Annotated in this window: 19 protein-coding genes; 14 read left to right on the forward strand and 5 right to left on the reverse strand. The window is 57.8% G+C overall.

Translation table 11 applies throughout. The features are described 5' to 3' along the window. Positions 1-169: 169 nt before the first annotated feature. From EKL02_RS07065 to EKL02_RS07075, 3 genes are read right to left on the reverse strand one after another with little or no spacing between them, the layout of a single operon-like run. Positions 170-1,258 (reverse strand): ABC transporter substrate-binding protein, encoded by a 1,089-nt coding sequence (locus EKL02_RS07065; protein ID WP_128901396.1) that lies wholly within the window; start codon positions 1,256-1,258, stop codon positions 170-172. A gap of 31 nt (positions 1,259-1,289) precedes the next feature. Beyond that, the gene (locus EKL02_RS07070) at positions 1,290-2,633 is read right to left on the reverse strand and encodes an LLM class flavin-dependent oxidoreductase (protein ID WP_128901397.1); all 1,344 of its coding nucleotides are present in this window, start codon (positions 2,631-2,633) and stop codon (positions 1,290-1,292) included. Next, positions 2,630-2,851 (reverse strand): hypothetical protein, encoded by a 222-nt coding sequence (locus EKL02_RS07075; RefSeq protein ID WP_128901398.1) that lies wholly within the window; start codon positions 2,849-2,851, stop codon positions 2,630-2,632. The genes EKL02_RS07070 and EKL02_RS07075 overlap by 4 nt, the downstream gene beginning before the upstream one ends. Before the next feature lie 112 nt (positions 2,852-2,963). Between EKL02_RS07075 and EKL02_RS07080 the strand changes: the two genes are divergently transcribed. Both EKL02_RS07080 and EKL02_RS07085 read left to right on the forward strand, forming a co-directional pair. Further along, the gene (locus EKL02_RS07080; protein WP_128901399.1) at positions 2,964-3,722 is read left to right on the forward strand and encodes an ABC transporter permease; all 759 of its coding nucleotides are present in this window, start codon (positions 2,964-2,966) and stop codon (positions 3,720-3,722) included. 17 nt (positions 3,723-3,739) lie between these two features. Continuing rightward, entirely contained in the window at positions 3,740-4,528 is a 789-nt protein-coding gene (locus EKL02_RS07085) for an ABC transporter permease (RefSeq protein WP_128901400.1), read from the forward strand. 44 nt (positions 4,529-4,572) lie between these two features. Here EKL02_RS07085 and EKL02_RS07090 read toward each other — a convergent pair whose 3' ends face one another. Beyond that, a complete protein-coding gene (locus EKL02_RS07090) occupies positions 4,573-5,385 on the reverse strand; it encodes an ABC transporter ATP-binding protein (protein ID WP_128901401.1) in 813 nt (270 codons plus the stop codon). A 127-nt stretch (positions 5,386-5,512) separates the two neighbouring features. Between EKL02_RS07090 and EKL02_RS07095 the strand changes: the two genes are divergently transcribed. The 12 genes from EKL02_RS07095 to EKL02_RS07150 all read left to right on the forward strand — a co-directional run bounded on the left by EKL02_RS07095 (position 5,513) and on the right by EKL02_RS07150 (position 21,192). Continuing rightward, the gene (locus tag EKL02_RS07095) at positions 5,513-8,110 is read left to right on the forward strand and encodes a TonB-dependent receptor (protein ID WP_128901402.1); all 2,598 of its coding nucleotides are present in this window, start codon (positions 5,513-5,515) and stop codon (positions 8,108-8,110) included. Between the two features lie 22 nt (positions 8,111-8,132). After that, on the forward strand, positions 8,133-9,209 hold the full coding sequence (locus tag EKL02_RS07100) for an ABC transporter substrate-binding protein (RefSeq protein WP_128901403.1): 1,077 nt from the start codon (positions 8,133-8,135) through the stop codon (positions 9,207-9,209). 11 nt (positions 9,210-9,220) lie between these two features. After that, the gene (locus EKL02_RS07105) at positions 9,221-10,351 is read left to right on the forward strand and encodes an ABC transporter substrate-binding protein (protein ID WP_164931973.1); all 1,131 of its coding nucleotides are present in this window, start codon (positions 9,221-9,223) and stop codon (positions 10,349-10,351) included. A 49-nt stretch (positions 10,352-10,400) separates the two neighbouring features. Then, the gene (locus EKL02_RS07110; RefSeq protein WP_128901405.1) at positions 10,401-11,462 is read left to right on the forward strand and encodes an ABC transporter substrate-binding protein; all 1,062 of its coding nucleotides are present in this window, start codon (positions 10,401-10,403) and stop codon (positions 11,460-11,462) included. Between the two features lie 31 nt (positions 11,463-11,493). Next, positions 11,494-12,183, forward strand: a complete 690-nt coding sequence (locus EKL02_RS07115) for a class II aldolase/adducin family protein (protein ID WP_128901406.1) — start codon at positions 11,494-11,496, stop codon at positions 12,181-12,183. Positions 12,184-12,475: 292 nt separating this feature from the next. After that, on the forward strand, positions 12,476-14,344 hold the full coding sequence (locus EKL02_RS07120; protein WP_206732465.1) for an ABC transporter ATP-binding protein: 1,869 nt from the start codon (positions 12,476-12,478) through the stop codon (positions 14,342-14,344). A 4-nt stretch (positions 14,345-14,348) separates the two neighbouring features. Beyond that, positions 14,349-16,214, forward strand: a complete 1,866-nt coding sequence (locus EKL02_RS07125) for an ABC transporter ATP-binding protein (RefSeq protein ID WP_206732466.1) — start codon at positions 14,349-14,351, stop codon at positions 16,212-16,214. 194 nt (positions 16,215-16,408) lie between these two features. After that, on the forward strand, positions 16,409-17,527 hold the full coding sequence (locus tag EKL02_RS07130) for an LLM class flavin-dependent oxidoreductase (protein WP_128901408.1): 1,119 nt from the start codon (positions 16,409-16,411) through the stop codon (positions 17,525-17,527). Between the two features lie 27 nt (positions 17,528-17,554). Then, on the forward strand, positions 17,555-18,706 hold the full coding sequence (locus EKL02_RS07135) for an LLM class flavin-dependent oxidoreductase (protein ID WP_128901409.1): 1,152 nt from the start codon (positions 17,555-17,557) through the stop codon (positions 18,704-18,706). Positions 18,707-18,743: 37 nt separating this feature from the next. After that, positions 18,744-19,805: an ABC transporter substrate-binding protein gene (locus EKL02_RS07140; RefSeq protein ID WP_128901410.1), complete on the forward strand. Its 1,062-nt coding sequence runs from the start codon at positions 18,744-18,746 to the stop codon at positions 19,803-19,805. 58 nt (positions 19,806-19,863) lie between these two features. Then, complete coding sequence (locus EKL02_RS07145; protein ID WP_128901411.1) at positions 19,864-20,556, forward strand: class II aldolase/adducin family protein; 693 nt, start codon at positions 19,864-19,866, stop codon at positions 20,554-20,556. 129 nt (positions 20,557-20,685) lie between these two features. Next, positions 20,686-21,192, forward strand: a complete 507-nt coding sequence (locus tag EKL02_RS07150; protein ID WP_128901412.1) for a DUF1993 domain-containing protein — start codon at positions 20,686-20,688, stop codon at positions 21,190-21,192. 61 nt (positions 21,193-21,253) lie between these two features. Here the strand turns inward: EKL02_RS07150 and EKL02_RS07155 are convergent, their stop codons facing one another. After that, on the reverse strand, positions 21,254-23,605 hold the full coding sequence (locus tag EKL02_RS07155; protein WP_128901413.1) for a TonB-dependent receptor: 2,352 nt from the start codon (positions 23,603-23,605) through the stop codon (positions 21,254-21,256). Between the last annotated feature and the right edge of the window lie 97 nt (positions 23,606-23,702).

Consider the following 23,702-nt stretch of genomic DNA (forward strand, 5'->3'; position numbering starts at 1 on the left):
AAAAAGCCCGCCGAAATTGCTTTCGACGGGCGCAATCCAGTCTCGGAGAGTGAGAGTTGGAGGAGACAGGTTCACTATACTGCGTGAGGCCCTGTCCTGTAATCGAATTTAATCGTATATGGATAGATGCGAAATGCTGGCGCCGTTGCCGGCGACAGGATCGATGGTTTCATGCAGCCCGTTTTTGCGTGCCTGCCGCGTATGACAAGTCGTGCAAACGGCGTTGCGCTTCTTCGAGTGGACGCGGATCGATCCAGGCATCGTAATCGAAGTCGCGGTCAAGAATGCCATACGCCAGCTGAAAGTCTTTTTGCTGGCGGAAGAGGGCGACTCGTTCGGCAGACAGGTCCGGCGCCAGCGACTGGTGGAAGCCGTCGCGGTAGGCGGCGGCCACGCCTTCTGCGGTGCCTCCGGTTTCCGCCTGCAGGATTTCGTGCACGGCGCTCAGGTTGGTCTTGGCCCATTCGGCGGCGCGCAGGGTTTGCGTCAGGAAGCGCACCAGCACGTCAAAGTGATTTTCGATGAAGTGTTCATGCACAGTGATCGGCCGCGGCGTGCCATTGTTGACACGGAAGCGCTTCTCCGGCAGCTTGTCCAGGTCGATGCCGACCGTCAGCCCCTGCTTGCGCGCGCCATCCGCAGCGGCGGCCCCCTTGACATAGACGCCATCGACCTTGCCGTCAAGCAGAGCCTGCAGGCTTTGTTGCCAGCCGCCGAACTTGTCGCCGCCAGTCGCGGCGGGATTGCCTGAGCCGATTTCGACCAGAGTGACGTCGTCGAGCGTCAGCCCTGCAGAAGCCAGCGCGCCCTTGTAGCCCGCCAGACTGCCGAACCGGGTAATGCTGCGGCCGCGGCGATTTTCGGCGATGTCGGCATCACGGAACGCCGGCAGACCCAGACGCTTGCCTTTCAGTTGCTGCGGCGTGCGGATGTCGGAATCCGGTCGCACGATGATGGACTGGCCTTCGTCGATCCAGGTCAGGCCGATCAGGCGGGTTTTTGCACCCTGTGCCTTGGCCGGAATGGCAAACAGGTTGCCGCCTTCGCGAATCAGGGTTTCCAGGCCATGTTCATAATGGTGGTGCCGCAGGGACTGGTTGCCGTCTTCCTGCAGTGAGCGCAGCTGGATGCCATCATTTATGAATTCATCATCCAGCCAGCCGAGCCGGTAGGCGATGCCGGAGGCGGTAGGAACGCCGCCGCGTCCGCTGCCAGCGCAGCGGGTGAACCAGAGGGTATCGATCTTGTTGTTACTCATGGCATTACCTTTCGTAAGAGTGGAACGGGAGTCATGCGGCTTTGATGGCTTTTAAGGCATTGGCATTCGGCGGACGATGCAGGCCGAGATGTTCTCGCAGGGTGGTGCCCTCGTATTCGGTGCGGAAGATGCCGCGCCTTTGCAGTTGCGGCACCACCAGGTTGACGAAGTCGTCCAGAGAACTTGGCAAGAGCGCGGGCTTCAGATTAAAGCCGTCGGCGGCACCGTTATGGAACCAGTCAGCCAGCTGGTCGGCGATGTCGTCCGGCGTGCCAATCACGATGCGGTGGCCCTGGACGGTGGCAAAGCGCAGGATCAGTTCGCGGATCGTGAGGTTTTCCCGACGTGCCAGCGCAACGACCTGTTGCCAGCGTCCGCGACCATTGACCGGCTCGGGAATGTTTTCGGGGAGCGGCCCGTCCAGCGGATAGGCGGAAACATCGACACCCATCAAATTGCGCTTGCCTGACAAATCCACCGCCTGCAGGAAGGAATCGTATTTTTCCTGCGCTTCCTGGCGTGAGGCGCCGATGAAGTAAAACAGGCCGGGAGTCACTTTCAGGTCGTCAGGCTCGCGCCCGTACTTGGCCAGCCGCCCTTTCACATCGGAATAGAACGCCTGTGCCGCCTCGATGGTTTGCGCGGCTGCGTAAATGACCTCTGCATACTGCGCGGCAAATTCGCGACCGGCATCCGAATTTCCTGCCTGGAAAAACACCGGGTAGCCCTGAATCGGGCGGGCGATATCCAGCAAGGCATCGACTTGAAAATGTTTGCCTTGATGATGTACCGGATGGCCGCGTTTGCCTTCCAGGAAAACCCCGCTTTCCTTGCTGGCGTAGTCGAAGGCATCGTCATCCCAGGAGTCCCAGAGTTTTTTGGAGACGTCGATGAATTCGGCCGCGCGCTCGTAACGTCCCGCATGGTCGAGTGGCTGGGCCACGCCGAAGCTTTTTTCCGCGCCCTCCGACAATGACGATACGACGTTCCAGCCGCTGCGCCCGTTCGTCAGATGGTCAATCGAGGCCAGTCGACGTGCCAGGTTGTATGGTTCATTGAAATTGGTATTGACGGTGGCGACAAGTCCGATATTTTTGGAGAAACTCGCCAATGCAGCCGTCAGCGTAAGGGGCTCGAAGCCGCCGCCGCGAGGCCGGCGCTCGATCGTATTGACTTCATCGCCGCCATTGCCAACAAAGTCGGCAAAAAAGGCGAAGTCGAATTTGCCACGTTCCAGCGTCTGGACGATTTTTACCCACTCCGCGAGACTCGGTGTGCCGCCAGCCCTGACGCCCGGCTGGCGCCAGGCATGGGCGTGGGTCCCGTATAGCTGAACAAATACCGAAAGGGATAATTGGCGTTTTCTTTGGCTCATGGTGTATTAGATGTCGGCCCATCGATGCGCTGGCCTTTAAGGTTGAAAAAATCGCTGCATGGCGGATGTACCAAGTAATAGTCAGCACAAATCACGCCAGTTATTTCAGCTTGTGCGGCGCGCGGATGGTGTTGCGTTCGCTGAAAAATCAACAGGCGCGCAGGCTGGATGATTGGAATATCAACAGCGCCTGCGTTCCATTGCTGCGAAGGCAGCAAATTGACGGCATGGATTTTCTTGGCAAGCGCCAGACTAGATGCCGCTCATTGCCAGGCAAGGCGGGCAAGGTGCAAGGCGTGCCGCAGGCACGAATATTGCGAAACCTGATGGATGAAGCATTCCATCCGTTCCACATTCATTGCTGCGCTTCCCTTTGTGTTGCTGCTTCTTGTCTGGCACCATGTCACGGCGCAAGGCTGGTATTCGCCCAAGCTACTGGTGCCGCCGCAGCAGGTCTGGCAGGCTTTTACCGAATTGCTGCAATCACAGGAATTGCAAAACCATCTCGGCATCAGCCTGCAGCGCCTGGCAATCGGTCTTGCCATCGGCAGCGTTTGCGGCATTCTGTTCGGCGTGGCGATGGCGGCATCGCGCAATCTTGAACTGATTGCGACGCCCACATTCAACGTTGTCCGCCAGGTGCCCTCGGTGGCGTTGATCCCGATATTTATCCTGATCTTCGGGATTGGCGAGACGTTCAAGCTGCTTATCATCGTCAAGGCATCATTTTTTACGCTTGCAGTGGCTGCGTATGGCGCCGTCAAGGGCGTGTCGGCGCGTTACATCGAGGTATCCCGCGCATACTGCCTGCCACGCCGGGTGGTGCTTCTCCGCATTCTGTTGCCGGCGACTGTGCCAGACATGCTGACCGGATTTCGCCTGGCGGTCGGGCGGTCCTGGGGTAGCCTGGTAGCCGCCGAATTGCTCGCTGCCGAAATCGGCATCGGGCAAATGATGGAATTTGGCCGTCAAATGTTCCGGATGGACGTCGTAATGGTCGGCATGCTGATCACAGGCTTGATCGGATTTGCCCTGGACCGCAGCGTGAAAGTCGTCGAACGCCGTCTCAACCGCTGGCGTCCTGCCTGAGTAAGGATCATACGTATATGTCACAAAATCCGAAAACAAAGATCTCCCGCTGCAAGGAAATCCTGCTGGGATTGGCATTTCCTGTTGCCGTGCTGCTGGGCTGGGAGTCGCTTTCCCGCATCAGTGTCGAATACGCGTATGCCTTCGTGCCACTGTCCAGTATCGGCGATAGTTTCATCGAACTCCTGACGGGCGGCGAACTTGTGGTCCATCTTGCCGCAAGCCTGACAACTGCAATCAAGGGATTTGCGATAGGGTGTGCCAGTGGCTTTGGCATCGGATTTTTGATGGCCTTCCTGCGTCCGCTCGATCTGCTGCTTAACCCGCTCCTGCAGGCGCTACGGCAAATTCCCAATCTGGCGCTGATCCCGTTGATTGGACTTTGGTTTGGCAATACCGAGTTTTCCAAGATGCTGATTGTCAGCCTGGCGGTGTTTGAAGTAATGGCATTGAATGCCTATGAAGGATTGCATCAGGCCGATGCCCGTCTGCTGGAGGTGGCGCGCGCGCTCAAACTCAGCCGCTGGCAGACCTTCCGCCGGATCATGGTCCCAGCCGCAATGCCGTCCGTCAGCATCGGCATTCAGCATGCGGTCGCGTTTGCCTGGCTGTCGACGGTGGGAGCCGAACTGCTGTTTACTGTTGGCCCGGGTATCAGTGGCGTGATGGAGCGCGCCCAGACAGGGGCCAGGATGGACCTCGTGATCGTTTGCCTGGTTTTCATCGCAGGGCTCGGCTATGCGATGCAGAAATTGTGCCGCAAGGCCAGCGACAGGCTTCTGCGCTGGCGAAACGCCGCTTACTGATAGCTTGCCCCTGGTGGCGGTTTGCTTCGGATGATTCCGGATGTTCAGTCGTGACGATCATCGGAAAAATCACTGAGCACATCTTCCTTGATTGCTTGAAAAGCAGTTGAGGAACGTGTCCTTGGACGTGCAATTGGCACCTGCACGATGCGTCGAATCGTTCCCGGCCGCGCATTCATGACGACAATGCGGTCGCCGAGAAAAACCGCCTCTTCGACATCATGGGTGACCAGGATCGTCGTCAGGCTTTCATTTTCCCAAAGACGCTGTAATTCCTGCTGCAATTTCAGGCGTGTCAAAGCATCCAATGCACCGAATGGCTCGTCCAGCAAAAGTAACTTCGGACGCAGCACCAGGGCGCGGGCGATTGCAACGCGCTGCGACATGCCGCCGGAAATCTGGTGCGGGTAGGCTCCTTCGAATCCGGTGAGTCCCACAGTCCTGATCTGCTCCGCCACACGCGTGCGCCGCTCTGCGTTTGGCACGGAAGTGGCTTCGAAGGCGAGGGCAATGTTCTGCTCGACTGTCATCCAGGGAAACAGGCGATGCTCCTGGAATACGATGCCGCATTCGAGCGATGGCCCTTTCACCGTGCTGCCTTGATAGACAATGGCTCCATCATGGTCGATATCCAGTCCGCCGATGAGGCGCAGCAGGGTCGACTTTCCGCAGCCCGATGCGCCGACAATCGAGATGAACTCGCCTTCCTTGATATTCAGGTTGATATTGTCCAGTACGCGCAATTCATTGCTTTCCAGCGTGTAGGTCTTGCCCACATCTTCGACGCGTAATGCGATTGCAGTGCAATCGGATGGAGTTGCCAGGATAGGTGCGCTGGCTTCTGTAATTGCATTCATTGAGAAATAACGAAAAGTTGAAAAATTCAGCGTCCAGGTTGGACTTGATCGCCGGCGCTTTTTGATATGCGACGAATTGACGTCATCCTCAAATACATAAGCAGGTTTTGCGCCAAGTGCTTTCGCATTGAATAGACAAGCGCTGTCGCGCAGCTGCTGCAGTTGCAGCAGCGATCAATCGTTATTTCAACAACTGCTGATTTCCGATCATGCGTACGACAGCATTCTTGATATCCGTCGCGCAGCTCATGGAGTCTCTTGGGCCATTGCGCCGGGATTTCGCCGTTTTTCATTCGAAGATGAACATGGCACAGCTTTTGCGTTGACAGTACGAAAGATATTTTTGAACTGTCATTTCCAGGAGAGTAATTTGAAGCACGTTCCATTTCGACAAAAGAAGTTGGCTTATGCGTTGACTTTGGCAATCGCCGCCTTCGGCGCGTCATCGTCCTACGCCCAAAAGGCGCCAGCGACTGACGTCAAGGATAAAAAAGAAAGCACTGAGAACAAGGCTGCGGTCAACGGTGACAATCCGCTGGGTTCAGTGGTCGTGACGGCGCAACGTCGTTCTGAAAAATTGCAAGAGGTTCCTGTCGCTATTTCCGTCATCGGCGCAGACACGGTGCTCAAGTCTGACCAGATCCACACAGCCAATGACATCACCCAGTTTATTCCAAACGCGTCCGCAGCATCCACCGACGGGCGTTCGCGCCCGCGCTGGTTCTTACGTGGCATTGGAACGAATGAGACTGCGGCGTCGACGGTCAGTCCAATTGGCATTTATAACGATGACGTTTTTTTGAATAACGTCTATATCCAGGCATTCCCCTTGTTCGATACCGAGCGTGTCGAAGTGTTGCGCGGCCCGCAAGGCACGCTGTGGGGCAAGAATACCACCGGCGGCGCGATCAACTTCATTTCCAAGAAGCCGACCTTCGATACCAATGGCTATGCCAAGATCAGTTATGGCAGTTTCAATGAAAAAATACTTCAGGGTGCAGTCGGCGGAACCCTGGTCGATGACAAGCTCGCTGCCCGCATTTCGGTTTATGACGAGAACCGCGATGGCTGGGTAGATAACATCACCACTGGCACTAAAGCTGGTGCGGTATCGGATTCCGCGCTTCGTGCCCAGGCACTTTGGCTGCTGACTGACGATCTCGACTTGCTGTTCAGCCTGCGCACGCGCAAGGCCAAGGGGGATGTCAATCCTTCATTCTATGTGCGTGGTCCGCAACAGGTGATCCCTAATCCGATTTACCTGGGCGCGCAACGCGGCGCCGATGCCATCGCAGCAGCCAGTAATGGCCAGGAAGAAATCGAATCCGACGGCGCGTCGGTTACGGCAAACTGGGCAATCGGTCGCTATTCGCTGACATCGATTACTTCATTCGACAAAGGCAAGCGCACCAATTTAAGTGCTTCGACGTTCGCACTGCCGATCAGTAATGGATATCAGTTGACGGACAGTCGCCAGTTCACCCAGGAGCTTCGTCTGGCTTCGCCCAAACAGGATAAGGTCAGCTGGATTGTCGGCGCCCATTATTTTGACGAGTCCATGAGTAACAATTCGGTCAGCCGAAGCAACCGTGTTGCCAATGCAAGCCGTACTTCTGCGGCCGGATTTTCTGCCGCCAGCTGGAACCAGGAACAATACGATCAGGATACGACATCCAAGGCAATTTTCGGTAGCCTGACTTATAACATCACCGAGAAGCTTGCCCTGATTACCGGCCTGCGGCGCAGCACCGAGTCAAAAGACTTCAATCTGAATTATCTGCAAAGCACCAACTCCGGTAGCGGTGCGGCGAACTCGGCGACGTTTAATGATACGGTGCCGTTCTACTTGCCCGGATCCGTGACCAATGGTCTGGACCCGTTGCAGACTGCAAACCAGTCCGCGACGTGGAGCAATACTACTTATGATTTTACCCCGCAGTACAAGATTAACGAAAACATCAATACCTATGCCCGCTACTCGCATGGTTTCCGTGCAGGCGGTTTTGTCGTTGATCAACCCACCGCCGCCACCAGAACGATCAAGAAACTCGAGCCGGAAACGCTGGATGCGTTGGAATTGGGGTTGAAGACGCAATGGCTCGACGGTCGCTTGACGCTGAATACCGCAATTTTTGGCTACAAGTACAAAGACAAGATTGAAGCTGTGCTGTTGCCAAGCGCGACCTCCGCAAGCGGCACGCGCCAGGTTCAGGAAAATGCTGCCGATGGTTATTCGCGCGGCCTGGAAGTGGAACTTGGCTGGTTGCCGACTTCAAACTTCCGCGTTTCCGGCAGCCTGGGTTACCTGAGCACGAAGTATACAAACTACTCGTCGACCGCATCCGGCCAGACGCTGAATGCGACCGGCAACAAGTTTAGCCGGGCGCCGGAATTGAGCGCGACGCTGGATCTCGAATACCGGATCCCGCTGGCGAGCGGCGCAGGCATCGTCCTTGGCACTGACTGGAGTTACCGCACCAAGCAGTACTTCAACGCGATCGATCAGGCAGAGCCGACGTTGTGGCAAGACGCCTATTCGTTTGGTAACGCCCGCATTGCCTACCAGGCGGCTAATGGGAAATATGAAGTGGCTGCATTTGTGCGCAATCTGACCGATGAAGTTTATTCGGTTCTGGCAACCGGCAGTGCCACTGGCAATTCGGCGACGCGTGAAGTGTACGGTCTGCCGCGTACATTCGGCGTGACATTGACTGCCAAATTCTAACCGACCAAGGAGGAGACTTACCATGAGCGCAACAACACCGAGGAAGCTTGATACGATCTGGTATACCCGCTGCAATATTCCGACGCCGCTCGGCATCAGTGCCCAGTTGGGCTTGTACCAGGAGGAATTTGCAGGTGACGGCATCACGATCAAGTCACTGCAGGAATCCGACAATCCGGCCGAGCAGGATTCCCACTTCGAGCATACCTTGCCGCATTCCTTCCGCCTTGGCGGGGCGGTGCCGGCAATCTGGGCGCGTGCCAAGGGTCAGGATACCCGTGTGATTGGCATTTCCTGGATCGACGAGTACCAGGCCATTCTCGCCTTGCCGGAGTCCGGCATCCGTTCGGCAAAAGATCTCAAGGGTCGCAAGCTTGGCCTTCCAAAAAGGCAAGGCCGCGATGACAGCGTCGATGTTGCGCGGGCCTCGGCATTGCGGGGTTTGCTGGTCGCCCTGGAAACAGCCGGTCTCGGACACGGCGACGCAGAATGGGTGGACGTGCCGAGCCGTCGTGCCGAGCGTGATTCCAGCGATATCGCAGCGCCTGACACCAGCGTTCGGCGCCGTCGTTCGCATAGCTATACCGCGGTTGCGCATGCGCTGGTCAAGGGTGAGGTCGACGCCATCTACGTCAAGGATGTGCGCGGTGCCGAAACTGCGCATTTGCTGGGCGCGCGCGTGGTGACCGACCTGGGGTTCCACCCGGACCCGTGGGTGCACGTCAATAACAGCACGCCGCGTCCATTGACCATCAATGCCGCAACGCTGAAGGACCATCCGGATCTGGTGCGGCGTTTCCTCAAGCGGATCGCGGAAGTGGACAGCTGGGCACGCCGCAATCCCGAGGAGGCAGTGAAGCAAATCGCTCGCGAGACAAACTGGACGGAATCCTGGGTGACTTTCGCCTATGGTAACGCTGTGCATGAAAGCCTTGGTGTCGATTTGCAGGAAAAATCTGTCAAAGGTCTGACCTTGTTCAAGGACTTCTTGTTCCAGTGGGGATTCATCAGGCAGGATTTCAATATTCAGGACTGGATTGATCCGCAGCCGTTGCGGTCGTTGCATTCGGAAGCGGCTGGCAACCGTCAGGTTGCGTGACAGGGATGGTCATGGATCCGAGAAAGCGTCAGACCCTCGAACGCCTTGCCGCCCTGGCGGCAGGTGCCTTGTCCATCCCCGGCGTGGCACAGGCGCAGGGCCTTGCGCTGCCCAAGGCCGTGCGCCTTGCCGGCGGCGCCTCTTACGCCAATGGCAGGCTGCGGCTGGGAGGGCTGGCGCACTTCATTGCCGAACAAGGCTGGCTGGAACAGCAGCTCAATCAGCGCGGCAGCAAGCTGGAATGGTTTGGCACGTCACATGCTGCAGTCGGGCCCATGATCAACGAGGCATTCACCAATGGCAGTGTGGACTTCGCAAGTTACGGAGACTTGCCTTCCGCAATCCTGAACGCGGGGGGCGTTGATACGCGCTTGCTGGTTCCTAACGGCTTGGGGCAGGGTGATGCCTTTCTTGTGGTGCCGCGCGAATCCAAGGCCCGATCCATCGAGGATCTGAAAGGCAAAAGCCTTGCGGTACACAGGGGGAGGCCGTGGGAGTTGCCCCTGGTGCGTTTGTTGCAGGCCAAGGGATTGAAATACAGCGACTTCAAGTTATACAACATCAATCCCCAAACCGGTATGTCGGCTCTGGCGAGCAAGCATGTCGACGCGCTCTTCACGATGACCGATGCCTACCTTCTGGAGGACAAGGGCGTCGGCCGCATCATCTGGTCTACCAAGGAGGCGCCGCTCGACTGGAAAACCCGTACCGAGCTATGGGGCTCCAAGGCATTCATCGACAAGTATCCGGATTTGACCCAATTAGTCGTTACTGCCTACATCAAGGCGGCGCATTGGGCTTCGCAGGAAGCCAATCAGGATGCGGTATTCGCATTGGCGACCGCCAACGGCACTCCCGAGAGCGTGGTGCGACGCTCGTATGCCGATCGAAAGTATCCATGGAAAGAACGTTACACGCCGTTATTCAACGAGGTCGTGTATGAGCACTACCGCAATACGATAGCTTTCGCTTACGACCAGAAAATTATTCAACGAAAAATCGACCTGGATACCTGGTTCGACAAGCGCTTTGTACCCGTGGCGTTGAAAGACCTGGGTATCGAAAATTACTGGAAACCGGTGACATCGACGCATGGCACTGAACGAGCGACGCAGAAATCAAAGCTGGCCGCGCATCGTTGATAGTCTGAAAAAAACCCCGTACGTACACCCAACATGAAGGAGCACGGCCATGGCCGGTAATAAACATCTGGATACACTTTGGTACACACGCTGCTCGGTGCCAACGCCCCTGAGCTTCGCGGCGCAATTCGGCTGGATCGACCAGGAATTCAAGCCCGACGGCATCGTTATCAAGTCCTTGCGCGAATCGAATGATCCGGTAGAAAGGGCTTCGCACTACGATCATAATCTGCCGCATTCCTTTCGCCAGGGCGGCAGCATTCCGCCGATCTGGGCGCGCGCCAGTGGCGCCGACACGCGTGTAATCGGCTTGAGCTGGACCGACGAATTCCAGGCGATTATCACGCTGCCGACCTCAGGAATCCGCAGCGTCAGAGACCTCAGGGGACGGCGCTTTGGACTGCCTTTGCATGAAACACGCATCGATCATAACCGCGCTTCGGCGCTGCGCGCCTTGCTGGTGTCCTTGCAGCTCGACGGTATCGCAGCTGACGCGGTCGAACGCATCGATTTGCCCGATCATAGCTATCCGGTGACAGGCGCCGGCGAGGCGCATGAGGTCGAATTTTCCACGCCTGCACGCAAACGGCATACCTACGCGAATGAGGTCTTCGCCCTGGTCCGCGGCGACGTTGATGCAATCTACGTGAAAGACGTTCGTGGACTTGAAGTAGTCAAGCTGTTGGGCGCGCATATCGTCGCCGATCTCGGCTTTCATCCGGATCCGTTCGTACGGATCAGCAATTGCACGCCGCGTCCGCTCACCGTCAATGCCAATACGATCGACGAGCATCCGGAAGTCGTCGCGCGATTCTTGCGCCGTGTAAGCGAAGCCGCAGCCTGGGCGCGCCGCCATCCGGAAGAAACCAATACCTGGATCGCGCGCGAAACCGGCTGGTCGGAACGCCTGGTACGGCAATCATTCGGGCCGGAGGCTCACCTGCATTTCGATATCGACCTGTCACAGGACAAGATCGACGGCATCAATATCTTGAAGAATTTCCTGGTCGAGCACGGCTTTTTGAAGAACGATTTTGACACGAATGACTGGATTGATTCGCGTCCGCTTGCTGCAATCGCCACTTTGCCGCCGCTGCGGCAGGCAGCTTGATTATTTTTGGCATTTAACGAAGGAGTAATAAATGAGTAATGCTTCTGTAGCTGCAGTCAACAACGTCGCCGCGATTCCACCTGCCGAATTGTCGGATTTCGCGCATCGTTCACGCTATGAGATCCAGGAGGCAGGCCGTCTTTTGAAAGAATGGGGCACGCTGTCTACCCGCGGCAAAGGTGCATTCAACGCAGCCGTTCGCGTTCCCGGCGAGGACCGGCTGGTCATCGGTGACTTCAATGATGCCGCGCTGGTCGGCTTCGATGGCACGCATTATGAAGGAAAGTTGACCCGTGGCCTGCGTGAAGTCATCGGCGTTTATGCAGCCATATTTCGCGAGCGTCCAGACATCGGCGCGGCGCTGCATACGCATTCTCCTTACCTCACGGCGCATGCAATCGCACATAAGCCATTTCGGATCAATTACTGGTCGGTGACGAAGCGCGCGGGCGTGGAAGAAATTCCGCTGGGCGACTTTGCCCCGCGCTATGCGCCCGAGCCCATTCTGAAGTCCCTGCGTGAGCATCCGAACGCGCCAGCAGTATTGCTGCGCAACCGCGGCCTGTTCACCTGGGGTAAGTCTGGCATTGTCGAAGTCGCTAAATTATTGAATAGCCTCGAAGAAGCTGCGGAAATTGGCGTCTACGCAAAGCTGCTGGGCGGCGGCCAGGCGCTGCCAGAAGGGGCTCTTGACGCCTTTCTGGCAGAACGCAAGGGCTAGTTGCCCTTCGGCGTCAGCTTGATTCAAGTGGCGCCGGCACTGAAAAGTGCAACTGCATGGCGATCATGCAGTTGCATGCAGTTCTAATCTTGGCAACTAGTCGTGTCCGGCGATGGCATCGCTTTTGCGCTTGACCGGCAATTTTCAATCTGCTGATCAACATCGGCAAGTTTGACCGGCGCGGTAAAGCTGCAGTTGCCCGCGCTCTGGCGCATATTTCTCCCCAAATGATCCGCCAGCTTCAGCGATCCCGAAAAAGCAATTTATCTTCCGAATTTGTGATGAGTGTCCTGTGAACCGCTTGAAGAACTATCCGTTGCTGAGATGCCTGGCCTTGTACCGATTGACGCCACGGCGTTTCTGGTTGACCACCGGTCTTTTTGTTGTAATCAATATCAGTCTGGCATGGCAGCAATGGCTGTTGGGCCGGGCAGTCAACGATGTCCAGCGTGGCGTTGCCGTGCAATCAATGCCTGATGGAAGTCTTGATGCGCACGTTGCCTGGCGCTGGCTGTGGATCATGGCTGCGGTGGCATTGGTGCGCGCGGCGCTGCAGTATGGGACCGGCATCCTGGCGCTCGTAATCCAGCAAGAGTTGCTGAGCACATTGCGCGCAATGATCCTGTCGCAGGCGCAGCGGCTAGACTTGTCTTACCACCTCGGGCACGGCGCCGGAGAAATGGTGACGCGGACGACGCGCGATTCGGACAAGGTGCGCGATGCCCTGATCAGTTTTTGGCGGCAATTGGTCGATACCTTGTTGGTAGTCGCCAGCGCCATGGCCTACCTGTTCTGGTACGACATCTGGCTGGGAACCGTTCCTTTGCTGTTGACAGTGCTTGGCCTTGGCATCCTGGTCAATCAGGCGGACAGGCTTGTGGCGCTCGATCGTATTGTCGGCGATACCTATGATGGGGTAAACCAGGAGCTGAACGAAGGCATTCATGGGGTTCGCGTCATCAAGGCATTCGGCCTGGAGCCACAACGCGTCGGTCGATTTCGCCAGCATGTCCAGCTGTTCATCCGGCATTCCCTTTCTGCGCTCGCGTATTCATCAAGCCGTATTCCGTTTCCGCAAATGATCGTGGCCTTCGGCCAGGTGTGGGTTCTCGGTTTTGGCATCTATCTTTTGACCCATGGGAAGCTCAATCTTGGCGAGCTGGTTGCGGCACTGCTGATGGTTAATATCCTCGTGTTTCGCATTGAGGGTGTCGGCAGGATGATCAAAGTGTTTGCCGATGCACGGGCTTCAGCCGCAAGAATATGGGAGCTGCTGGATGCGGAGCCGGCTATCCAGGGCGGTTCCAGCGCGCTGATGTACGGTGCCATCGGCGCCAGGCTGGATGACGTCGTGCTGACGCCGCCCGGTGGCGGCAATCCCGTGCTCGATCAATTGACTTTGAAAATCCATCCGGGCGAAGTGCTGGCGCTGGTCGGGGCGACCGGCGCCGGCAAGAGCACGCTGGCGAATCTCTTGCCAAGGCTGGTGACGCCGACAAGCGGCGACCTGTTTCTGGGCCGCGAGTCCGACTGGCAGATGTCGCAGGATATCAATCTCGCCAGTCTGCGCCGCAAGATCCATGTCGTGCCGCAGGAAAGTTTCCTGTTTGCCGATACGGTTGCCGCCAACTTGCGGCGAGCTGCGCCGGATGCCAGCGACGAAGATCTTTGGTGGGCGTTGCGCATGGCATCGGCGGAAGACATTATCAGCAGGCTGCCAAATGGTATAGAAACAAAGATAGGCGATCGCGGCGTCACCTTGTCCGGCGGGCAGCGGCAGCGCTTATGCCTGGCGCGCGCACTGCTCGCGCGTCCGGCGATCCTGGTTCTGGACGATTCCACCAGTGCGCTGGATGCGCTGACGGAACGCCGCATACTCGACAATATCCGCACAATGCAGCAGCAAACCGGACAGGCGACAACCGTGCTGATGATTGCAAGCAAGCTATCAAGCATCCTGCTGGCCAATCGCGTGGCCTTGCTGGCGCGCGGCAGCATCGTTGCGATCGGCAGCCACCAGGACCTGGCCGCGGGGAGCCGGGAATATCGCGAGCTGATGGGCCTCGACGATGAGGACGCCTCATCGTCGCCGGCAACCGGCGTGGGTTTGCAGCCCGGCTCGTTGTATCAATTGCGCCGCGGCGCATCTCTTGCGGAGTAAGGCTGTGGCGACCAATACATTTTCCCGGACGCGTGTGTTGTCCGATATCGAGCTGGAACAATTGCTGGCTCAACAAGACCTTGACCGCGGCATGTTCTGGCGCCTGGTGCCGCTGTTGCGGCCCGTATGGCGCGTTGTCGCCGGCGCAATTGTTCTCGAAATTATTCTGGCATTGATCAATTTTGTCCGGCCCTGGATCGTTCGCGTTGCCATAGACGATGGCTTGCTGCGAACGGCTGAGGGCGGCTGGAATGCGCATGCCAATTTGATTGCGTGGGCCGTGGCCGGCTTGCTTCTGGCCTGGGCTGCCCGCTTCGCGATTTCGGGTGCGTCGCAGTATCTGGCAGGTGCTGCGGCGGTGCGTGTAATCAATGATTTGCGGGTGCGTGTATTTGCGCATGTGCAGAATCTCAGCGTCGGCTATTTTGACCGCACCAAGGCCGGCCGCATCATTTCGCGCGTCGATCGCGACGTCGACGCCCTGGAGCCGCTGCTGATCCAGGGCCCGCCGGAACTGTTGTCCGCTCTGCTGCGCTGCGGCATCGCCGGGATCCTGTTGTGGCAGATTTCGCCACTGCTGTTTTTCAGTTTGGCAGGCGTGGTGCCGGTGCTGGCGCTGGCGACCTGGCTGTTCAAACGCATGTCGTCGCATGGGTATGCCCGTACGGCGGAAACGCGCGCGCGCTTTACCGCCCACCTGGTGGAGTCCGTCGCAGGGGTGCGCATGATCAAGCAGCTCGTACAGGAGCGCCCGAATCTTGCAAGTTATCGTCTGCTGGTGGCCGATTTCGTCGCGTCGCTGGTCCGCAACAGCAAGGTGAATGGATGGTTTGCCCCGTTCGCGGGCGTCCTGACGACTGTCGGCACGGCCGTACTTTTGATCGTCGGCGGCCAGGAAATCGCCCGAGGCCATATCACGTTTGGACAGCTTACCGCCAGCCTGTTCTATGTGCAGCTGTTTCTCGGCCCCTTGCAGGAGTTGACGGATCTGTTCGAGCGCTATGCCAATGGTGCCGCCTCGGCGCAGCGGATTTTCCTGTTGCTGGACACGCAGCCGGATATTGTCGACCCGCCACTGCCACAGACGCTGCCGCAGGTGCGTGGCGATGTGGCGTTCGAAAATGTGGTATTTGCCTACGATACCAGTTTGCCGCAACCGGTCATCAACAACCTGAGTCTGCATATTCCAGCAGGGGAAGTCCTGGCCATCGTCGGGCCTACCGGCCATGGCAAGAGCACTCTGGTGCAGCTGCTGACGCGCTTCTACGAAGTTCAGTCGGGGGCGGTCCTGATCGATGGCGTCGACATCCGGCGGCTGGCGCAAGCCAGCCTGCGACGCCATGTGGGCGTCGTATTGCAAGACAATGTTCTGTTTTCCGGGACCATACTCGATAATCTGCGCCTGGCACGGCCTGGCGCCAGCGACGCTGAATTGATCAATGCAGCCCATGAATTGGCTGTGCATGAAGTAATCGAACGCCTGCCGCATGGATATCACACCGAAGTTGGTGCGCTTGGCAGCCACCTGAGCCACGGTCAACGCCAGCTGGTATGCCTGGTGCGCGCCTACCTGGCCGATCCCGCGGTTCTGATCCTTGACGAAGCGACATCTGCGGTCGATGTCCAGACCGAGCGACGCATCCAGCATGCTTTGCGCAGGCTTTGCCAGGGACGCACCGCGATCATCATCGCCCACCGTCTGAGCACCATACGCGATGCCGACCGCATCGCAGTTATTCAGAGTGGTCAGGTAATCGAGCTCGGCAATCATGCGCAATTGTTGTCCCGGCAAGGCGCCTACGCATCACTGTATCGCGCCTATGAACAAAATGTGCTGGTGGAGCCGGACGTGTCTTCTGCATGCGTTTGATATTCACCAGACAGAAAATTCCTGCTGCTGGAATGTAAGCAGGGACTTGTCTGGCTGTTGATTTTTCTACAGGGACGCTTGCCAAAACTGCCGCATTTCCTTCTTTCCTGCCTTTCGCAGGGCATCCATCGCGGACTGCCATATGGCACGTTTTCTGCTGATAGTGGGGCACGATTTTTAGCGAGGAGAAGAAAATGGGTATTGAGGTGTTTTGGCAACTGCCGGTGCACGGCGACGGACGTGCAATCAGTCCGGAACTGTGGAACCGTGGCGATTATTCGGCCCGACGCAAGGAGCCGCATCCCTACGCGCGTACCGGGGTGCAGCGCGACGGCTATACGTTTTATGACCACCTGTCGCAAATTGCCGGCGCAGCGGATCTGGCACGTTTTGATGGTGTATGGATTCCGTTTACCGCGGCCGGTGAAGATCCCCTGATCACGGCCGGCGCGTTTGTGCGAGAAGCGCGGCATCTCAAATTCGTCCCGGCATTGCGGGCACCGCTGCTGTCGGCCGTCTATGCGACGAAAATCGCCAACAGCTTTCAGCGCCTGAGCGGCGGCCGCCTGATCTGGAACCTGGTCACGGAAGAAGATCAGCCGCGCACCTGGCACGGCCGCCACTGGAGCGTCGAGGAGCAGATCGAGCGCACCGGCGAATTCCTGGATGTCGCCAAGGGTTTCTGGCATGACGCGCCCTTTACCTACAAGGGCAAGTACTTCGAAGTCGAGAATGGCGGCTTTGCGCCGGCCTTGCAGGGACCGAAATTTCCCCAGGTGTACCTTTCGGGCGAGTCCGAGGCGGCTTATGCCTTGAGCGCACGCCATGCTGACGTCCATATCCTGCCGCTGTTGCCGCCAGAAGAGCTGAAGCCGCGCATCGCGCGCCTGAACGAACTGGCCGCAACGCACGGGCGCACGGTACGGTTTGCTGTCGAGGCCGACATTGTCGCGCGCCAGACCGCAGACGAAGCATGGGGGGATTTGCTGGTACGCTGGACCGAGGCGACTGCCAATCCGGTGGTGCCTATTTCCGCCAACGCCGCAGTCAACGTCAAGCCGCCGCTGTTCGACGAACTGGTGGCTGGCAAGAATCTCTGGTCCGGCTTTGGCCTGGTGCGCCCTGGCGCCTCGGCAGGCCTTGTCGGCAGTTATGACGACCTGGTCGAACGCGTTCGCGAATACCTCGATATCGGTGTCGACAGCTTCATATTTGCCGCCAATCCGGCGCTGGAAGAAGCCTACCGCCTGAGCGAAAAGCTGCTGCCGCGTCTGCGTGCACTCAATACCGTCGGCCAGGCCAAGGCGGCCTGACCTGCAACCCTATTCAAGGAGATTTACATGGCACAGTTTCACTGGAGAATTCCGATTCACGGCGACAAGGGCGATATTAGTTCGAACAACTATACGCGCGGTACCTGGGGACCGCTGGTCGACGGCAATCATGCGCCGACCGTCATCAATGGCGAGGCCGACTACCGCACGCCGTATCATGATTATCTGCTGCAGGTCGCCAAGGCTGCCGAGATCGCCGGCTTTGACGGCGCGCTGATCCCGTCCTTCGCCGATTCGGAAGATCCATGGGTGATCGCATCCTCGATTGCGCGCCATACCAAGACGCTGCGCTTCATGATTGCCTACCAGCCCGCCTGGTTCGATCCTCTGTATGCAGCCAAGGCATCGGCCAGCCTCCAGCGCCTGTCTGGCGGCAGGCTGCTTTTCAATATCATTACCGGCGGCGGCGGCCCCGGCCAGTTGTGGTGGGGCGATCGCATCGCCCATGCGGACCGCTACACCCGCACCACCGAGTTCCTGGATGTGCTCAAAGGCGTATGGGAAGGCAAGCCGTTCAAGTATAACGGCAAATTCTTCCAGTTCGAAGAGGCGTTCCTGCCCGAGCCGCTGGCCGGCCAGCGCTTCCCTGAGCTGTATTTCGTCGGTTCGTCCGATGTCGCCCTTGCGGCGCAAGGCAAGCATGCCGACTTCGACCTGACCCACCTTGAACCGGAACAGAACCTGATTACCAAGTTCAACCGGGTCAAGGAACTGGCATCCAAGGACGGCCGTACCGTCAAGCCGGCCGTGCGCTTCAATATCATTGCCCGCCGCACGCCGGAAGAGGCATGGGCGGTGGTGCGCCGTGCCTGGCAAAACGTCAATTGGGATGCTATTGAAGCCCGCCGCCGCAACCAGCGCGGCGGCGATGGCGTCGGTTCCTGGCGTATCGATGCAACCCGCAATTCCAGAGTTGAGGACTTGATCGTCGAAGATTTGTGGGGCGGCTTCGGCACGCTTGGCAGCCAGGGTTCACCGCTCGGATTCGTCGGCAGCTACGAGCAGGCGGCAGAGCGCATCGACAAGTTCATCCGCCTCGGCGTGGATGGCTTTGTCCTGTCCAGCACGCCGGCGCTGGAAGAAGCCTTCCATGTCGGTGAAGAAGTATTGCCACTGGTGCGCGGCAGTGCGCCCACACTGAAACTGGCCAAATTCTAGGCCAATCTGCTGTTCAATCTATCCTCAAGGAGTATTCATGGCAGCATCACAGGAAAACAAGGTCGATACCGTCTGGTTCACCCGATGCCCGGTACCGACCGCAACAGGGCTTGCCTACAAACTGGGCTGGCTCGGCGAAGATTTTGCGCAGGATGGCATCGAGCTCAAGACGTTGCAGGAAGTTGGCGGCGAACTGGCGCGTCATCACTATGACCACGAATTATCGACTCTGGTGCGCGAGGGCGGCAATCTGCTTGCGTTGCCGGCCAGGGCGCAGGGCGCGCCGACGCGGCTGGTCGGCCTGACCTGGATCGACGAGTGGCAGGCGATCCTGGTGCGTCCGGATTCCGATATTCGTACGCCCCAGCAATTGAAGGGCAAGCGCCTGGCATTGCCGGCATTTCGCGAAGACGACCTCAAAAACAACCGGCGTGGCCGCAGCATTGCGCGCGGCATGAGCCTGGCAGGCTACAAGGGCGCCCTGGCCTCTGTAGGACTGACGCTGGATGACGTCACACTGGTCGAGCTCGGCGGCAAGACGTCGTCGGGAAACAATCGCGACAACCTGGGCTTCAGTCTGTGGGAAGGCCTGGCGCCGCTGATCAACGGTGAAGTTGACGCCATTTACGTCAAGGGTGCATCGGCGGCCGAGGCAGCGCGCAAGGCTGGCGCCATTGTCGGCATCGACCTGGACAAGCTGCCGGAAAAGCGCTTCCGCGTCAACAATGGCACGCCGCGTCCGATCACGGTGCATGAAGACTTGATCAACAATAACTTCGAACTTCTTGTGCGCTTCCTTTACCAAACCCTGCGGGCGGCGGAATGGGCGAAAAGCCACAAGGATGAAGTGCTGCAAATCCTGCAGGGCGAAACCCGCGCCGGCGGTGAAGGGGTGGCAGAGGCGTATCGCGACGGCTTCCATCTGTCGCTGGCACCGGACTTGTCGACCGAACGTGTCGAGCTGTTCCGTCAGCAAAAGAACTTCCAGCTCGTGCACGGTTTCCTGGATCGTGATTTCGATTTCGATGCCTGGATTGATCCGCGTCCGCTGGCCGAAGCCGAGCGTCGTTTGCGCGAAGCCAATCGCGCCGCGGCCTGATAACAGCGCGCCTCGCAAGGGCGCGCTTTCATTTTTCATCCTTATCAAGGAATAACACATGTCAGCACAACTCAGTCCGGCCGCCGAAGCGTTTGTCGAAGAAGTCAAGCGTCAGGCCGCCAAGGCCTTTGCCGTATACCGCGCCACCAATACCATTACCTCCAATGGCACGGTCGGCTTCACCGAACGCATTCCGGGAGAAGACAAGCTGGTGTCGGTCTCCTATCCAGGCCCATGGGATGAAGACAAGCCGCTGCAAGCCAATGTCGTCGGTCTGGATGGCACCGTCTATCTCGGCCAGTCGCGTGGCGACCGCTGGATCAAGCTGTTTGCCAAACACCCCGATATCACGACGATTTCGCATGTTCATGCGCCCAAGCTCGGCGCCTGGGCGCAGACCCATCGCACCTTGCCGATCCGCTATGTGCCGGTGCAGCGCAATCATCTGATTCGTGAGATCCCGGTGTATATCGATCGCCGGCAAAGCCAGGAAGACTTCATCCTGGATCAACTCGAGATCAATCCCCATAACACAGCCATCCTTGAAGCCAACGGTGGCGCCACCGTGTGGGGACGCGAGGGCCTGCGCAAGACTGCCGAGTTCATCCTGCTCCTGGAAGAGGGCGCCGGTGTCCAGATCGAAGCCGAATCGATTGGCGGTTCGCGGGAATATGGTCCGGGCGTATTGCAGCAGCAATGGGGCCGTCGCAACCTGGTGGACAAGGCACGCGAGCTTGGCTTTTCGGTTTGAAACTTGAGCTTTAAGTGGCGCCGGCATGCATTGACCCGCTAAGGGTGCGCGTGCCGAACGTAACAGCAAAGCCGGCCAGGGCCGGCTTTTTTATATCGATTTTTTACCGCAACTAATGGAGTATTTCGAATGAGCGTTTCCCTGTATCAGGTGTCCGTGCCGGTATTTACACGGTTTCTCAACAATCTTTCCGCCGTCCTGGAAACAGCCGCCGCGCATGCGGAGCAAAAGCGCGTCGAGCCAGCGGTGCTGCTTGGCAGCCGCTTGTATCCGGACATGTTCGCCCTGTCCAAGCAAGTCATTCGCACTGCCGATGCTGCCGTTGGCGGGGCCGCGCGTCTCGCGGGCCTGGAGGTTCCAACATTCGAGGCCAATCCCGATTCATTTCCAGGCCTGGTGAATTACCTCAAGCAGGCAGTGGAATTCCTGGCGACATTGACCGCCGCACAGATCGACGGCCAGGAAGAACGCGTCATCACGCTCAAGCGGGGCAATGACACCAGGACGGTGCAAGGGCAGCAGCATTTGCTGAACAATGTCTTGCCAAATTTTTACTTTCACCTCACCACGGCGTACGGCATTTTGCGCCATAACGGCGTGGAAATTGGCAAACAGGATTTTCTGGGCCGCGCATAAAAAAAAGGCAAGCGCTGTTGGCGCTTGCCGCTCTTGGTCATGCCGGCCATGCCGGCATGAATCAGAATTGCGCCTTGTAATTGACGCCGATGGTGCGCCGCTGACCCCAGATCACCGTGTCGCCGTCGACCGTGCCAGGAACAAAGCTGGTCAAGGCATGGTTCTGGTAGATGGTATCCGCCAGGTTGTTGACATAGGCTGTAAAAGTGTGTTTTCCGCCAGGTAGCACATAGGATACGCGGGCATTGGCAATGGAGTAGCCATCCTGGTTCAGGAAGCTGCGCGCGTTCGTTTGCGGATCGACGTAGAAAAACTGCTTGGATGTATAGCGCCAGTCGCCGCCGAGAATCACCTTGCCGCCATTGCTGACGGGGATGCGGTAGTCGGCCGCCAGCAAGGCGGTCACATGCGGCGAACGGACGAATTCATTGCCGGCGCGGCTGCCACCGTTGTTCTGGATATCGAACTCGTCAAAGCGGGTCTGCAGCAGGCCCAGATTCGCATTGATATGCAGGTTTTCGGTTGGCAGCGCTTCGATTTCCAGTTCGGCGCCGTTGACATGGCCCTTCGCGACGTTTTGCAGATAGCTGACGGATTGAGTTGGGTCGCCGTTGAACAGGCCAGTGATATTCACCTGGGCATTCTTGTACTTGTAGTGGAATACGTTGGCATTCAGGTGCAGGCGGCCGCCAAGCCATTCCGATTTCAGTCCGAGCTCGAACGCATCGAGTTTTTCCGGGGCCACTGTATTAAGCGCTAGCACATTGGAGGCGCTGGTGTTGTAGCCGCCAGACTTGACGCCGTGCGCGTACTTGAAATAGGTCCGCAGGGTTTCGCTGATCTTGTATTCCGGCGTAACGTCATACGTCCACGATTTCCAGGTGGTCGACGGCGTGGATGTGAAATTGCCACTGGCGACTGCAGCGGCAGCAAAATTGCCGCCAGTAACGGTATTCCACCAACTGTTGACATTGCCGAACGTGGCCGTATTCGATGCTGCCTGGATGCGCCTCAGATTCAGGTCTTTGGTTTCTTTGGTCCAGCGCAATCCAAAGGTGCTCAGCAGCTGTTCCGAAAAATTGACTGTCGTGCTGCCGAAAAGCGCGAAGCTCTTGGTCTTGTGATTGTAGGTGGAATTGTTATAGGTCACCGGCTGCGTGCTGCCTGCGAGTGCCGGCACGGAACCGTTGGGCAAGCGCGCAGACGATGAATTGGAATCGATATCTTCAGTGAAATAGTGCAGACCCGTTACCCAGTTCACCCGGTCTTCCCTGGGCGAGGCAAGACGGAATTCCTGTGAAAATTGCCGGCTTTCGCCTGTGGATTGGCTGCGGCTGACTTCCAGTGGTGTGTTGTCACCATCGCCAACACTCTCGGATTTATAATTTTCATAGCCGGTGATCGAGGTCAGTGCCAGCTTGCCTAACTGATATTGCAGGTTCAGTTGTGCGCCAGCCTGCGTGGTATCGCTGCGCGCAGGTGCGTTGGAGCTGACATCGTCGGGATTTTTACTGGGGATATAACCATTGCGATAGACGCCGTTGGCGGCATAGCTGGCCACTGTGCTGGTTGCGCCAGAGGTTTTGTAATCACGGTAATGCAAATTCAGGTTGGCGACCAGATCATCGCCTATCAACGCCTGCAACTGGCCGCGCACGGCACTGTCACGCAGCTTGCCATCCTTCTCGCCGGTAAACAGGTTGTTGAAACGCCCTTTGCCCTGATCTTCGGAGTGGAAAGCAATGCGTCCGGCAAGCACGTCTTCCTTCAGCGTGCCGCCGACTGCGCCTTGAATCAGCTTGGTATCGTAGCTGCCGTAATCGGCCTTGAAATAGCCATCGTTCTTGAACGAAGGCTTGTTTGAAATGACGTTGATGGCGCCGCCGGTCGTGTTCTTGCCCCAAAGGGTGCCTTGGGGACCGCGCAGGACTTCAACACGATCGAGATCGAACAGCGGAAACCCGGTTGCACTGGCATTGCTGATATAGACGTCATCGAGATAAAGGCCGACCGGGTTGGGGAAGTCGATCTGCTGCTGGCCAGCACCAATGCCGCGGATCCACCAGCGCGGACGTCCGTGCTGCTGGGTGCCGGCGGTCGCATTGGGGACATAGGTCAGGATTTCGCTTGCCGAGCGGCCGATGCCATTGTCCAGCAAGTCTTTGCCACCCAATACGGAAATGGCACTGGGAATTTCCTGCGCTTTTTCTTCACGTTTCTGTGCCGTGACGGTTACCGTCTGCAGTGCTGCGGCATCCGAGGTGTTCTTTTCCTGGGCATGTCCGAGATTTGCGGCGAGCAGCGCGCTGCCGCCAAGCGCAATGGCAAAGACAGTACGTAATTCGCTGGCGAGCTGGGTGTTCTTGAGAACCGGTGGACGCAATGTTGGCGATGACTTTTTTCGACTGGACATGGGCACTTTCGTTGAATGAATTAATACAGGTACTAATGAATTTGATCCGGGGCGATGTACAAATGCATTTGGATTGCTTTAATGCATTAGTGCAAAC

The sequence above is a fragment of the Janthinobacterium sp. 17J80-10 genome, from assembly GCF_004114795.1.
In the GTDB taxonomy this organism is placed as follows: Bacteria; Pseudomonadota; Gammaproteobacteria; order Burkholderiales; family Burkholderiaceae_D; genus Paucimonas.